The following is a 13,377-nucleotide window of genomic DNA, read 5'->3' as shown; positions in this document are numbered from 1 at the left end:
GCATGGGAGATGGTGGACGATCCGCAGAACCATCGACGCCGATGCAGCGACCTGAGGATTCTTTTTGGGAGGAACCATGGTCAACATCTACACCAAACGCGACGGCCCGCGCCCGGAAGATGCGCGGATCCGCAAGGTGTTGCAGGAAAACCGGGCGACGATCACGCGCATTGCCGATCACATCACGGCAGGCGGCTATTCGGCACGCAAGGCGCCGAAGCCGGCACCGCAGGCGCGCGGCCTGATCATCAGCACCGGCTTGGCAAGCCGGCCCGAGGCGGAGGTGGCGGCGCCGGCGGTGCGGATCAGCGTCAATGGCCGGGTCTGCATCGTCGATGGCAATAGCGGCTACCAGCTTCATCATGTGGGCAATGTGGTGCGGCGCGGCGGCGAAGAGGTGTTCGTGCTGGCGAGTGCCGCGAACGGCTTCATCGCGCCGGCGGCGCCGGAGATCGTCGAGAGCCTCGCCGATCTGGACGGAATGCGGCTCGACCCGGAGCAGGGGGAGGACGAACTGGCCGGCGAGGTCGGCGTTCGGCTCGGCATTGAGTGACAGCCTGGCGGCGCCGGGAATGGCCGCTTATGACGAGCGGGCGACGATGGAGGCATGGGAGCGGCTGCTCGCCGGCGAGCCGCATTGCGCGCGGGGCTTCAGCGTCCGCTCGCTGATCGGGGATTCATGGTCGCGCTGCGCCTCGTGCGGGATCGACGCGCGGCAGAGCGAGGCGCCGCTGAACCGCGAGGTGGAGGCGCTGATCGAGCGCAACCGCGACCTGACGCGGGCGGCGCGGCGCAGCTTCGGGACGATCGGGCGGCTGCTGGAGGGGACCGGCGCGATGCTCGTGCTGGCCGATGGCGATGGCGTGCTGCTCGAGGCGATGGGCGATCGCCGCACCCTGCATGAGGGCATGGACATCAATCTCGCGATCGGCGGAACCTGGACCGAGGATGTCGTCGGCACCAACGGGATCGGCACCGCGCTCTGGGCGGGCGCGCCCGTTTTCGTGCATGCGGCCGAGCATTTCTGCGCCGGAATCAAGAGCTGGACCTGCGCCGGCGCGCCGATCCGCGATCCGTTCGACAACAGCATCATCGGCGTGGTCGACCTCTCCGGCCATCCGGACATTTTCAGGCCGCACAATATCGGCCTCGTCGTCGCCGCGGCGCAGGAAATCGAGAAGGCGCTGGCCGAGCAGCGCAACGAGGAACGCGCCCGGCTGCTGGAGGCGTTCATCTCCTCGGCGACGGATTACCGGCGCAGCGACGGGTTGCTGATCGTCGATCACCGCGGCCGGCCGGTCTATTGCCACAATGTCGCGGAGAGCACGCTGCACGCCTTCCGCACCGATGCGACGGCGGAGACCGCGGAGCGGCGGCTCGAACGCTTCCTCGCCGGGCAGGCCGGGGACGGCGATCTGCCTGCCGCACTCGGGCGCTGCCATGTCAGCTCGCTGCAGGCGGAGAATGGCATCCGCGGCGCGGCGCTGGTGTTTCCCGAGCGCGCCGCGCGCCCGATGGCCGCAGGGGCGACGCCAGCGGGGATAACGCCAGCAAGGATAACAGCAACGGGGGCGACGCAGGCTGGCGAGGATGGCGCGCTGCGGATCGTCGGCGACAGCACGGCACTGCGCCACGCGGTCGAGATCGCCCGCCGGGTGGCGGCGACGCCGGATGTGACCTCGGCGCTGATCGAGGGGGAAACCGGGGTCGGCAAGGAACTGTTCGCAAGGCTGATCCATGAGGGCAGCCGGCGGACGCCGGGCAGCCCGTTCGTGACCCTCAACTGCGGCGGCATCACCCGCGAGCTGTTCGGCAGCGAGTTGTTCGGCCACGTGCCGGGCGCTTTCACCGGCGCGAGCCGCGAGGGCAAGCCAGGCGTGTTCGAGCTGGCGCATGGCGGCACGCTCTGCCTCGACGAGATCGGCGAGATGCCGATCGAGATCCAGCCCTTCCTGCTGCGGGTGCTGGAGGAGCGGGTGGTGCGGCGGCTGGGGGACAGCCGGACGCGGCCGGTGGAGGTGCGGCTCGTCGCCTCGACCAATCGCGACCTGCGCCGCGAGGTCGAGGCCGGGCGGTTCCGGCGCGACCTGTTCTACCGGATCAGCACGGTGACGATCGAGGTGCCGCCGCTGCGCGCGCGCGGCGAGGACATCCTGCTGCTGGTCGAGCATTTCAACCATCGCATCGCCGGGCGGTTGCGCGCGGCGCCGCTTGAATTCGATGCGGATGCGCTTGAGGCGCTGCGCGAGCATTCCTGGCCGGGCAATGTGCGCCAGCTTCGCAACCTGATGGAGAAGCTGCATATCCTGCGCCATGACGGGCATGTGCGGCGCGCCGACCTGCCGGCGGAGTTCCGCGATGCGCCGCTTCGCGACGAGGCGGCGGCGGAGATGGCGGCGCCGGCCAGCATCGGCGAGGCCGAGCGGCTGGCGATCTGCAACATGCTGCGGGCGGAGAACGGCAATCTGAGCCGGGCGGCGCAGCGGCTCGGGATTTCGCGGCCGACCCTGTATCGCAAGCTCGACCAGTTCGGCATCCGCCGCGGCTTCGTCTGACCGCGCGGCGCGCGCGCCTAGAGCACGTTCCGATCAGATCGAGTCATCTGATCGGATAAAGATGCTCGGTTTATCAGTATGGTAGAGCACTACATCCGATCCGAAAGGATCGGAAAGTGCTCTACGCGTTTTTCAGGTAGGCGTCGTATTCGACATCGGAGATGCGGCGGCGGAATTCGGCGATTTCCTGGCGCTTGCAGGCGGCGAAGATGGACTGGAAGGCCTCGCCGAAGATGGCGCGGGCATGGGCGGAGCCGGCGAAGCGCTCGGTGGCCTGGCTCCAGGCGATCGGCAGGCGCGGCGCGGTGGAGGCCACACGGTCGCCGCTTGTTTCCGCGCCGGGATCGGTTCCCTCCGCGATCCCCTGCTCCATCGCGCCGAGCAGGGCGGCGAGGACGAGATAGGGGTTGCTGTCGGCCCCGGCGACGCGATGCTCGATGCGGGCGGCGGCGGGGTCGGCGTTGATCACCCGGATCGAGGACATGCGGTTGTCGTGCCCCCAGTCGCCAAAGACCGGCGCATGGGTGCCGGGGGCGAAGCGGCGGTAGGAATTGGCGTGGGGCGCGAAGGTCAGCATCGTCTCCGGCATCGCGGCGACGAGGCCGCCGAGCGCGTGGTAGAGCAGCGGGGCGGGGCGCGCGGCATCGCCGGTGAAGACGTTGCGCCCGGCGCGGTCGAGCAGCGAGAGATGGGCGTGCATGCCACTGCCGGCCCAGTTGCCGAAGGGCTTGGCCATGAAGGTCGCGGCGAGGCCGTGCTTGCGGGCGATCTGCTTGACCGCGCGCTTGAACAGCACCGCGTCGTCGGCGATGCGCAGCGCATCCGCCGCGTAGTGCAGCGTCACCTCGAACTGGCCGGGTCCGTTCTCGCTGATCAACGTGTCGAGCGCGATCGACTGGGCGTCCGCCGCGCGCAGCAGGTCGCGCAGCACGGGCTCGTAGTCGTGGATTTCCCAGAGCCCCAGCGTATCGGTCTGCCAGCCGCGCCAGTGGCTTTCATCGGCACCGCGCGGGGCGACGCGCTGGCCGCCGGTGCGGTTGGGATCGAGCAGGTAGAATTCGAGCTCGACGCCGACCGCCGCGGTCAGGCCGCGCGCGGCGAGACGGTCGATCACGCGGGAGAGCACACCGCGCGGATCGGCGTAGAACAGCGAGCCGTCCGGCTCCTGCATGGTCAGCAGCGCCTGCGCGGCGCGGCCCTCGGCCCAGGGCATGATGGCGACGCTGTGCGGCACGGCGAGGCAGACGCCGTCGGGGTCGCCGGTGTCGAAGGCGATGCCGCCCTCGACGATGTCCCGCCCCCAGATGTCGAGCAGGTAGGCCGAGCGCGGCAGGGCGACGCCGCCGGCGAAGAGCGCCTCCGCCCGGTCGCGCTGGAGCCATTTGCCGCGGGGCACGCCGTTCACATCGATGATGAACGCCTCGATCAGCTCGCAATCGGCGAGCAGCGCGCGCGGATCGTCGGGGGCGGCCATCGCGTCCATCTCAGGCCGCCATCTCGGCGCGGACCTCGTCCATCGTCGCGGTGATGGCGCGGCGGGCGCGGGCGACCATGTCGTCGATTTCCGCGTCGCTGATGATCAGCGGCGGGGAGAAGACCATCGTGTCGCGCACCGCGCGCATCACCAGGCCGTTGGCGAAGCAATGGTCGCGGCAGATCGTGCCGACGCGGCCGGTTTTCTCGAAGAAGCGGCGGGTGCGGCGGTCGGCGGTCAGCTCGATCGCGCCGATCAGGCCGACGCCGCGGATCTCGCCGACGATCGGCAGGTCGGCCAGCGCGTCGTGCAGCTTCGCGCGCAGGATCTCGCCGCTGGCGGCGGCGCGCTCGGGCAGGCGCTCGCGGGCGATGATGTCGAGATTGGCGAGGGCGACGGCGCAGGAGACCGGATGACCCGAATAGGTGAAGCCGTGATAGAATTCGCCGGTTTCGTTGATCAGCACATCGGCCACGCGGTCGCCCACCATGACGGCGGAGAGCGGCGCGTAGCCGGAGGTGATGGCCTTGGCGAGGGTCATCATGTCGGGCTGGATGCCGAAGGTCTCGCAGCCGAACATCCGGCCGGTGCGGCCGAAGCCGCAGATCACCTCGTCGGCGATCAGCAGGATGTCGTTCTCGCGGCAGATGCGCTGGATTTCCGGCCAGTAGGTCGCGGGCGGGATGATGACGCCGCCGGCGCCTTGGATCGGCTCGCCGATGAAGGCGGCGATGTTGTCGGCCCCGAGTTCGGCGATTTTCGCTTCCAGCGCGCGAGCGGCGTGCAGGCCGAATTCGGCCGGGTCCATCTGGCTGCCGCGGCCATACCAGTAAGGCGGCATGATATGGACGAAATCGGGCAGTGCGGCGCCCTGGCGGTGCATGTCCTTCATCCCGCCGGCGGCAGCGCCGAGCGTGGTGGAGCCGTGATAGCCGTAGTCGCGGCCGATGATGATGCGCTTGGCGGGCTTGCCGCGGGTGATCCAGTAGGTGCGGGCCATGCGCAGCGCGGTATCGACCGCTTCGGAGCCGGAGCAGGCGAAGAAGGCGTGGTTGAGATCGCCCGGCGCCATCGCGGCGAGGCGCTCGGCCAGGGCGATGACCGGGCGCGTCGAGGTCTTGAAGAAGGTGTTGTAGAAGGGCAGCGCGCGCATCTGCGCCGCCGCGGCCTCGACCAGTTCGGCGCGGCCATAGCCGGCGGCGACGCACCAGAGGCCGGCCATCGCATCGAGGATGCGGTTGCCCTGATCGTCGGTCAGCCAGACGCCGTCGCCTTCGGTGATGATCCGCACGCGGCCCTCGTGGAGGGATTTGTGGTCGGAGAAGGGGTGGAGGTGGTGGGCGGCATCGGCGTGCTGCCAGTCGAGGGCGAGGGGCTGGTCGGGCATGAATGTCTCCGTTGTGTCGTGCGGGGGGTGCGGCCTGGGCCGCGGCTCGGCAGCGATCAGGAACGGGGCGGGCTGAAGCCGATGCGGGCGCACAGGCGCAGCATCTCGGCATGCAGGTCGAGGCCGGCGCGGGGCGAGACGGGCTGGCGCCGCGCGCCAGGGCGGGACGGAGCCGGCGCTGGTGGACCGGAGCAAAACATCACCGATCGAGAGTATCGGCTCCGGCCGCGCGGTTCAACCGGAATGTGCCGGGTCAGAAGCTCGGCGGCGTGTTGGCGCTGATCACTTCGCAGGGCGCGTCGAACGGGTTGCGGAAGCGATGCGGGATGCGGCTGTGGAAATAATAGGCATCGCCGGCGCCGAGGGTGCGCTCCTGGTCGCCCACGGTGACGAGGAGGCGGCCGCTGACGATCACACCCGCTTCCTCGCCCTCGTGGCGGAGCATCGCCTCGCCGGTATCGGCGCCGGGGGCGTAGTGTTCGTGCAGCATCTGCAGCGCGCGGTCCTTCAGCCGGCGGCCGACCATGCGGAAGGAGATCCGCTCGCCGAAGGCGATTTCGGTCAGCTCGGCGGCGGTGAAGAACACGTCTTCCGGGGCGGCGAGGTCGAGGGTGAAGAACTCGGCCAGCGACATCGGGATGCCGTCGAGGATTTTCTTCAGCGAGGAGATCGACGGGCTGACCCGGCCCTGCTCGATCAGCGAGATGGCGCCGTTGGTGACACCGGCGCGGCGGGCCAGTTCGCGCTGGGTGAGGCCGAAGACCTGGCGCATCCGCCGCAGCCGGGCGCCGACGCCGGCATCGGCGTCAGCATCGGCCCCGGCGTCAGCATCGGCGGCGGGCGCGGAGAGGGACGCCGGTTCGGGCGGGGACGGCGCGTCGGCGTCCATGCTCAGGCGAGAACCCGCTCGACCGGCAGCACCTCGTGGCCGAGGGCGGCGGCGACGGCCGGGTGGACGATCCGCCCCTCGGCGACGTTGAGCCCGGCGCGCAGATGCGGATCGGCGCGCAGCGCCTCGCGCCAGCCCTGCCCGGCGAGGCGCAGCGTGTAGGGCAGCGTCGCCTGGGCGAGGGCGAAGGTCGAGGTGCGGGGCACGGCGCCGGGCATGTTGGCGACGCAGTAATGCACGACGCCGTCGACCATATAGGTCGGGTTGTCATGCGTGGTGGGCTTGCTGGTCTCGAAGCAGCCGCCCTGGTCGATCGCGACATCGACCAGCACGGCGCCGCGGCGCATGTGGCCGAGCATGTCGCGGGTGACCAGTTTCGGCGCCGAGGCGCCGGGGACGAGGACCGCGCCGATGACGAGATCGGCGTTGAAGATCATCTGCTCCAGCGCCTCGGTGGTCGAGAACATCGTTTTCAGTCGCGGGCCGTAGAGATCGTCGAGCTGGGCGAGGCGGGCGATCGACTTGTCGAGGATGGTGACATCGGCCCCCATGCCGAGGGCGATGCGGGCGGCGTTGGTGCCGACCACGCCGCCGCCGAGCACCACCACATGGGCGGGCGGCACGCCGGGCACGCCGGCGAGCAGGACGCCGAACCCGCCGGCGGCCTTCTGCAACGAGACCGCGCCGACCTGCACCGCCATGCGGCCGGCGACCTCGCTCATCGGCGCCAGCAGCGGCAGGCGGCCCTGCGCGTCGGTCACGGTTTCATAGGCGATGGCGATGGCGCCGGACTCCATCAGCAGCTTCGCCTGTTCGGGATCGGGGGCGAGGTGGAGATAGGTGAAGAGGATCTGGCCGGGGCGCAGGCGGCGGCATTCGACGGGCTGCGGCTCCTTCACCTTCACGATCATCTCGGCTTCGGCGAACACGGTGGCGGCATCCGGGGCGATGGCGGCGCCGGCGCGGACATAGGCCGCATCGTCCATGCCGATTCCCTCGCCGGCGCCGGTCTCGACCAGGACGCGATGGCCGTTTGCGTGCAGCTCGCGCACCGAAGCGGGCGTGAGGCCGACCCGGAATTCGTTGTTCTTGATCTCCCGCGGAACGCCGATCAGCATGGGCAGGATCCTTTCGCGACGGTGGTGTTTAGAATAATCATCACACCCTAGTCGCGCCCCCTGCCCCGCGCAACCGGCTCATGCGACCGCCAACGAGGTTTTCGGCAATATGATCCGAACTTTCAACGGCGGCGGTGGAAAGGGGGGCGATGCTTCGTCAACCCTCATCCCGCTCGTTGATTATTCTTGACGATAACCGTGAGTTTGGCGATGCTTCACCTTCAGGGAACGAAAGCTGGCGCAAGGGCCGAAAAATCCGCCGGAGCCATCCGGCAGGAAAGCTGGGAGAGATCATGGAACGCGACAAAGCGCCGCGATGCCGCGGCGCCGCGCCGATATCCCCGCGGGGGGCTTGCGGCTGATGGCGGGACCGGTAGTCTCGGCAGCCATGAAAGCGCAGCATACCGCAAGCAGGCCGGAGGTGGCCGAGAGGCGCGGGCAGATCATTCTCGAAGACATCAGCCGGGTGTTCGCCGCCGATGCCATCGCCGTCGACCGGGTCAATCTCGTGGTCCATCCGGGCGAGTTCTTCACCCTGCTCGGCCCCTCGGGCTGCGGCAAGACGACGCTGCTGCGGATGATCGCCGGCTTCGAGACGCCCGATTCCGGGCGCATCCTGGTCTCCGGCCGGGAAATGCAGGCGGTGCCGGCGCATCATCGGCCGGTGAACACGGTGTTCCAGTCCTACGCGCTGTTCCCGCATCTGAGTGTCGCGGAGAATATCGGCTTCGGGCTCAGGATGCGGCGCATCGCCCGCGCCGAGCGGCGCACGCGCACGCAGCGGATCATGGAGCTGTTGCAGATCGACGCCTTCGCCGACCGCAACCCGGCGCAGCTTTCCGGCGGGCAGCGCCAGCGCGTCGCCCTCGCCCGCGCGCTGGTCAACGAGCCGGAGGTGGTGCTGCTCGACGAGCCGCTCTCGGCGCTGGATGCCAAGCTGCGGGCGGAATTGCAGGTCGAGCTGATGCGGATGCAGAAGCGGCTCGGCATGACGTTCATTTTCGTCACCCACGACCAGCACGAGGCGCTGGTGATGAGCGACCGGATCGGGGTGATGCAGCGCGGCCGGCTGCTCCAGGTCGGCCCGGTGCTGGATGTGTACGAGCGGCCATCGAGCGTGTTCGTCGCCGAGTTCCTCGGCCTGTCGAACATCTGGCCGGTGAGCGCGCTGCCGGGCGGGCTGATCGAGACGCCGCTCGGCCGGCTGGCGATCAGCGCGCCCGATCCCGCGCGCGGGACGGCGATGATCCGCCCCGAGAAGATCTGGATGTATGGCGAGGGCGGCGCGCCCGCCGGGCGGGCGAACATGCTCGCCGGCGTGGTGCGCGAGGCGATTTACATGGGGGCATCGACGCAATACCGGGTCGAGCTGGAGAACGGCGCGCCGCTGCTGGTCTATGATACCAACAACCAGGCGGCCGAACGGAGCTGGCGGCCCGGCGAGGCGGTGACCTGCGAGCTGAAGCCCGAGAACATCGTGCTGATCGGCGCATGAGTGCGGCGGCCGCCTCGCTGCGCGGGCGTGCGGCGCGGGCCGAGCGCTTCGGCCGCGCGGTGCGGCTTTGGGTGACGGCGGGGCCGGGCCTTGCCTGGATCGTGGCGTTTCTCGTGCTGCCGAGCGCGATCCTGCTCGGCATCGGCTTCTTCACCTCGGGCAGCTATGGCGGGCCGGAATTGCCGCTGACCTTGCAGCCGCTGCGCGAGGTCGCCGGGTATTCGATTCTCGGCTGGAGTTCCGGCAACATCACCGTGCTCGCGCGCTCGCTGGTCCAGGCGATGAGTGCCGGGGTGCTGACGGTGCTGTTCGCCTATCCGGTGGTGTTCTTCATCGTCACCCGCCCGCCGGCGGCGCGGCCGTTGTTGCTGCTGTTCATCGTGCTGCCGTCCTGGACCAACCAGGTGGTGCGGACCTATGCGTGGATGGAGCTGCTCGGGCCGGAATCGGCGCTGTCGCATCTCGTGCAGTCGCTCGGGCTGCTGCAGCCGCATCTCGGCCTGTTTCCCGGCGTGCTTGCGATGCAGATCGGGCTGACCTACAATTATCTACCCTACATGGTGGTGCCGCTTTACGCGGCGGCGGAGAAGCTGGACTGGGCGCTGGTCGAGGCCGGGCGGGATCTCTACGCCTCGGGCCCCAGGCTGTTCTGGAACACGGTGTTTCCGCAGACCCTGCCGGGGCTGCTCTCGGGCATCATTCTCGTCGTCATCCCGGCCTTCGGCGACTACGTGGTGCCGACGCTGCTCGGCGGCGGCAAGTCGATGATGATCGGCTCGCTGATCGCCTCGCAATTCCTGGAGACGCCGAACTGGCCCTATGGCGCGGCGCTGACGATCTTCATGCTGGTATTCACCTGTGCGGGACTGTTCGCCTTCCGCGTGCTGAGCAAGCGGCTCGGCGGCGCCGAGGAGAGCATGATGTGAGGCGCGGATGATGGCCATCTCGATGGGAAAATCGACCCGCCGCTCGCTGCTGGCGATGAGCCTGCCGGTTTATGTGCTGCTCTATGCGCCGCTGCTGCTGATCGCGATCTTTTCCTTCGCACCGCCGCCTCTGGCGAAGGGGCAGACCTTCTACTGGTATGCCGACCTGCTGCATTCGCCGGAGGTGATCGCGGCGTTCCGGCGGTCGCTGACGCTGGCGATCGGCTCCTCGGTGCTGGGGACGGCGCTCGGCACGCTGATGGGCTTCGGCCTGTATCGCTATCGCGACCGCCGCGCGCGGGGCTTCGGCAGCGCGCTGCCGAGCCTGATCATCTATACGCCGATCATCATGCCGAGCCTCGTGTTCGGGATTTCCGAGCTGATATTCTTCAGCTTCATCCACGGCACGACCGGGCTGCTGGGCGCGGGGCTGCTGACGATGGGGATCGCGCATGTCACCTTCGAGGCGCCGTTCGTCGCCCTCGTGGTGTTCGCGCGGCTCTCGGGGCTCGATCCGAACATGTTCGAGGCGTCGCACGATCTGTATGCCGATGCGCGGCAATCCTTCCTGCATCTGACCGTGCCGGTGATCCGGCCGGCGATCATCGGCGGGTTCCTGCTCGCCTTCACCCTGTCGATCGACGATTTCACGATCAGCTTCTTCACCGCCGGGCCGGGCAGCACGACGCTGCCGATCTATATCTACAGCGCGGTGGCGCGGAAGGGCGTTTCACCCGACATCAACGCGCTGGCGACGCTGATGATCGCGACCGTGATCGGCACCGGGCTGCTGCAATACGCCTTCACGAGAAACCGGACGCGAAAGCTCGTCGCGCGGCCGGGCGACTGAGACCGACGAGCCGCCGCAAAGGCAATGGACGAGGACGCGGAAACGCGGATGGAAAACGCTACAGGAGGTTTTTGATGAAGGGATTGATGGGCAGGATCGCGGGGGGCGCGCTCGCCGCGCTGATCGCGATCGGCGGTGGGGCGCCGGCCGCGCATGCCGCGGGCAAGACGCTCTATCTGTTCAATTGGCAGGACTATATCGGCAAGGGCCTGATCAAGAAATTCGAGGCCTATTGCGGCTGCAAGGTGGTGCAGACCTATTACGATTCGAATTCGGAGCTGGAGGCGAAGCTGCGCGCCGGCGGGGATTCGCAGTATGACGTCGTCGTGCCGTCGAGCTACTACATCCCGCAGCTGGTCCAGCAGGGGCTAATCCGCAAGCTCGACAAGGCGACGCTGCCGAACTTCAAGAACCTGCTGCCGCGCTTCCGCAATGTCAGCTACGATCCGCACGATGCGTACGTGGTCCCCTATCAGTGGGGCACGATCGTGATCGGCTACAACAAGGACAAGATCAAGAACCCGCCCGATAGCTGGGCGGCGCTGTTCGATCCGAAATACAATTCGGGCTATCCGTTCTCGATGATGAAGGGCTCGGGGCGCGACCTGATCGGCGCGGCCTGCGCCTATCTCGGCGAGGGCTTCGCCTGCAAGACCAAGGCGGCCTGGATCAAGGCGGCGAAACTGATCGAGACACAGGTCAAGCGCTCGAACTTCTCGGGCTTCGTCGACGGCGATCCGACGATGCAGCAGCTCAAGAAGGGGGTCGTGGCGATGGGCATGACCTGGAGCGGCAGCGTCGCGCAGTGCTATGCCGACAAGACCTGCCTGAACATCGGCTGGATCCTGCCGAAGGAAGGCTCGGAAGCCTGGGTGGACAACATGGCGATCCCGACCCATGCGCCCGACCCCGAGTTGGCCTACAAGTTCATCAACTTCATCCTCGGCGCCAAGGAGGGGGCGGAGCTGTCGAACTTCAACATGTATCCGAGCCCGAACGCGGCCTCGATTCCGTATCTCGACAAGGCGATCAAGCAGGAGCTGGTCACGCCGACGCCGGCGCAGATGAAGCGGCTGAGCTTCCTGCCGGCGCTGACGCCGGCGCAGGCCATTTCCGATCCGATTGGATCGGATGTAGTGCTCTAGCATATTGATAAGTCGAGCATCTTTATCCGATCAGATGATTCCATCTGATCGGATGATGCTCTAAGGCAAGACGGCGCGCCCGGCCGGGCGCGCCGGACCTGCGGCGCGGCGGCCGGACCCCGCGCCGCATATCTGCAACCGGGCATATCGCCGGCGGGCCTCGCCGCCCGCCGGGACCGCCCTTGAGGCACACATGAACGACCTGGCTGAATGGTTCAACGAACACCGCATCACCGAAGTCGAATGCCTGGTGCCCGACATCACCGGTATTCCGCGCGGCAAGATCATGCCGGCGCAGAAATTCCTGCGCGGCGGCGCGCCACGGCTGCCGGAGAGCATCTTCATCCAGTCCGTCACCGGGGAATATCCCGAGGACCCGGATGACAAGCTGACCGATCCGGCGATCATCGACATCAATCTCATCCCCGACCCTGCCACCGTTCGCCTCGTGCCCTGGGCGCATGAGCCGACCGCGCAGATCATCCATGACTGCCAGTATTCCAACGGCAGGCCGGTGACGATCGCCCCGCGCCAGGTGCTGCGCCATGTGCTGGCACTCTACGAGGAGCGCGGCTGGAAGCCGGTGCTGGCGCCGGAGCTGGAGTTCTATCTCGTCGGGCGCAACACCGATCCCGACTATCCGCTGGCACCGCCGGTCGGCCGCTCCGGGCGGCAGGAAACCGGACGGCAATCCTACTCGATCGACGCGGTCAACGAGTTCGACCCGCTGTTCGAGGAGATGTACGATTTCTGCGAAATGCAGGAACTTGATCTCGACACGCTCATCCACGAGGAGGGGGCGGCCCAGGTCGAGATCAACTTCCTGCACGGCGACCCGCTGAACCGGGCGGACCAGGTGTTCCTGTTCAAGCGCACGGTGCGCGAGGTCGCATTGCGGCACGACATGTATGCCACCTTCATGGCCAAGCCGATGGACGAGGAGCCGGGCAGCGCCATGCATGTGCATCAGAGCGTGGTCGATCTCGAAACCGGGCGGACGCTGTTCGCCGATACGGACGGGCGGCCGAGCCCGCTGTTTCTCTCGTTCATCGCCGGGTTGCAGAAATATATCCCGGTGATCATGCCGATCTTTGCGCCGAACGTGAATTCCTACCGGCGGCTGACGCGCTTCTCGAACGCGCCGATCAACCTGCAATGGGGGCATGACAACCGGACCTGCGGGCTGCGCGTGCCCTATGGCGAGGCGGATGCGATGCGCGTCGAGAACCGGGTGCCGGGGGCGGATGCGAACCCCTATCTCGCCTTCGCCGCCTCGCTCGCCTGCGGCTATCTCGGCATGGTCGAAGGGTTGACGCCGACGCCGGCTTTCCGCGGCTCGGCCTATTCGCAGCCTTATTCGCTGCCGCGCGAACTCTCGCACGCGCTCGAGATGATGGAACAGGCGCGGCCGCTGATCGACATTCTCGGGCAGAAGCTGGTCGAGGTGTTCGTTGCGGTGAAGCGGCTCGAATACGAGACCTATCTGCGGGTGATCAGCTCGTGGGAGCGCGAACACCTGCTGCTGAACGTCTGAACCG

General features: G+C 68.0%; 12 protein-coding genes. 7 read left to right on the top strand and 5 right to left on the bottom strand.

Annotated elements, in window-relative coordinates:
* Positions 1–76 precede the first annotated feature (76 nt).
* Both B7Z76_RS03515 and B7Z76_RS03510 read left to right on the top strand, forming a co-directional pair.
* Positions 77–553: a hypothetical protein gene (locus B7Z76_RS03515; RefSeq protein ID WP_291342189.1), complete on the top strand. Its 477-nt coding sequence runs from the start codon at positions 77–79 to the stop codon at positions 551–553.
* A complete protein-coding gene (locus B7Z76_RS03510; RefSeq protein ID WP_291342188.1) occupies positions 546–2,555 on the top strand; it encodes a sigma-54-dependent Fis family transcriptional regulator in 2,010 nt (669 codons plus the stop codon). Before B7Z76_RS03515 ends, B7Z76_RS03510 begins: the two co-directional genes overlap by 8 nt.
* Before the next feature lie 121 nt (positions 2,556–2,676).
* Here the strand turns inward: B7Z76_RS03510 and B7Z76_RS03505 are convergent, their stop codons facing one another.
* Genes B7Z76_RS03505 through ald form a run of 5 tightly spaced genes read right to left on the bottom strand, consistent with a single transcriptional unit; the run spans position 2,677 to position 7,423 of the window.
* Positions 2,677–4,038, bottom strand: a complete 1,362-nt coding sequence (locus tag B7Z76_RS03505; RefSeq protein WP_174504407.1) for a glutamine synthetase family protein — start codon at positions 4,036–4,038, stop codon at positions 2,677–2,679.
* A 1-nt stretch (position 4,039) separates the two neighbouring features.
* Complete coding sequence (locus tag B7Z76_RS03500; RefSeq protein WP_291342186.1) at positions 4,040–5,416, bottom strand: aspartate aminotransferase family protein; 1,377 nt, start codon at positions 5,414–5,416, stop codon at positions 4,040–4,042.
* A gap of 56 nt (positions 5,417–5,472) precedes the next feature.
* A complete protein-coding gene (locus B7Z76_RS03495) occupies positions 5,473–5,616 on the bottom strand; it encodes a hypothetical protein (protein ID WP_291342184.1) in 144 nt (47 codons plus the stop codon).
* A gap of 53 nt (positions 5,617–5,669) precedes the next feature.
* A complete protein-coding gene (locus B7Z76_RS03490) occupies positions 5,670–6,305 on the bottom strand; it encodes a cupin domain-containing protein (RefSeq protein ID WP_291342182.1) in 636 nt (211 codons plus the stop codon).
* Between the two features lie 2 nt (positions 6,306–6,307).
* The gene (ald, locus tag B7Z76_RS03485) at positions 6,308–7,423 is read right to left on the bottom strand and encodes an alanine dehydrogenase (protein WP_291342180.1); all 1,116 of its coding nucleotides are present in this window, start codon (positions 7,421–7,423) and stop codon (positions 6,308–6,310) included.
* 388 nt (positions 7,424–7,811) lie between these two features.
* Here ald and B7Z76_RS03480 point away from each other — a divergent pair, with 388 nt between their 5' ends.
* The 5 genes from B7Z76_RS03480 to B7Z76_RS03460 all read left to right on the top strand — a co-directional run bounded on the left by B7Z76_RS03480 (position 7,812) and on the right by B7Z76_RS03460 (position 13,373).
* Positions 7,812–8,918, top strand: coding sequence for an ABC transporter ATP-binding protein (locus B7Z76_RS03480; protein WP_291342177.1), 1,107 nt, complete (start codon positions 7,812–7,814; stop codon positions 8,916–8,918).
* On the top strand, positions 8,915–9,844 hold the full coding sequence (locus tag B7Z76_RS03475) for an ABC transporter permease (protein ID WP_174504403.1): 930 nt from the start codon (positions 8,915–8,917) through the stop codon (positions 9,842–9,844). The genes B7Z76_RS03480 and B7Z76_RS03475 overlap by 4 nt, the downstream gene beginning before the upstream one ends.
* 7 nt (positions 9,845–9,851) lie before the next feature.
* Complete coding sequence (locus B7Z76_RS03470; protein WP_174504402.1) at positions 9,852–10,694, top strand: ABC transporter permease; 843 nt, start codon at positions 9,852–9,854, stop codon at positions 10,692–10,694.
* 74 nt (positions 10,695–10,768) lie between these two features.
* Positions 10,769–11,839 carry a spermidine/putrescine ABC transporter substrate-binding protein gene (locus tag B7Z76_RS03465; RefSeq protein ID WP_291342172.1) on the top strand — a complete coding sequence of 357 codons (1,071 nt, stop codon included), beginning with the start codon at positions 10,769–10,771 and terminating at the stop codon, positions 11,837–11,839.
* Between the two features lie 193 nt (positions 11,840–12,032).
* On the top strand, positions 12,033–13,373 hold the full coding sequence (locus tag B7Z76_RS03460) for a glutamine synthetase family protein (protein ID WP_291342170.1): 1,341 nt from the start codon (positions 12,033–12,035) through the stop codon (positions 13,371–13,373).
* Positions 13,374–13,377 lie beyond the last annotated feature (4 nt).

It is taken from the genome of Acidiphilium sp. 20-67-58 (assembly GCF_002255515.1).
GTDB lineage: Bacteria > Pseudomonadota > Alphaproteobacteria > Acetobacterales > Acetobacteraceae > Acidiphilium.
The sequence above is the reverse complement of the archived record's forward strand: the minus strand, read 5'-3'. Positions and strand labels throughout refer to the sequence as shown.

Coding starts and splice junctions, on each gene's coding strand:
- B7Z76_RS03515 (WP_291342189.1), top strand. CDS start 77: ATGGTCAACATCTACACCAAACGCGACGGCCCGCGCCCGGAAGATGCG.
- B7Z76_RS03505 (WP_174504407.1), bottom strand. CDS start 4,038: ATGGACGCGATGGCCGCCCCCGACGATCCGCGCGCGCTGCTCGCCGAT.
- B7Z76_RS03500 (WP_291342186.1), bottom strand. CDS start 5,416: ATGCCCGACCAGCCCCTCGCCCTCGACTGGCAGCACGCCGATGCCGCC.
- B7Z76_RS03495 (WP_291342184.1), bottom strand. CDS start 5,616: ATGTTTTGCTCCGGTCCACCAGCGCCGGCTCCGTCCCGCCCTGGCGCG.
- B7Z76_RS03490 (WP_291342182.1), bottom strand. CDS start 6,305: ATGGACGCCGACGCGCCGTCCCCGCCCGAACCGGCGTCCCTCTCCGCG.
- ald (WP_291342180.1), bottom strand. CDS start 7,423: ATGCTGATCGGCGTTCCGCGGGAGATCAAGAACAACGAATTCCGGGTC.
- B7Z76_RS03480 (WP_291342177.1), top strand. CDS start 7,812: ATGAAAGCGCAGCATACCGCAAGCAGGCCGGAGGTGGCCGAGAGGCGC.
- B7Z76_RS03475 (WP_174504403.1), top strand. CDS start 8,915: ATGAGTGCGGCGGCCGCCTCGCTGCGCGGGCGTGCGGCGCGGGCCGAG.
- B7Z76_RS03470 (WP_174504402.1), top strand. CDS start 9,852: ATGATGGCCATCTCGATGGGAAAATCGACCCGCCGCTCGCTGCTGGCG.
- B7Z76_RS03465 (WP_291342172.1), top strand. CDS start 10,769: ATGAAGGGATTGATGGGCAGGATCGCGGGGGGCGCGCTCGCCGCGCTG.
- B7Z76_RS03460 (WP_291342170.1), top strand. CDS start 12,033: ATGAACGACCTGGCTGAATGGTTCAACGAACACCGCATCACCGAAGTC.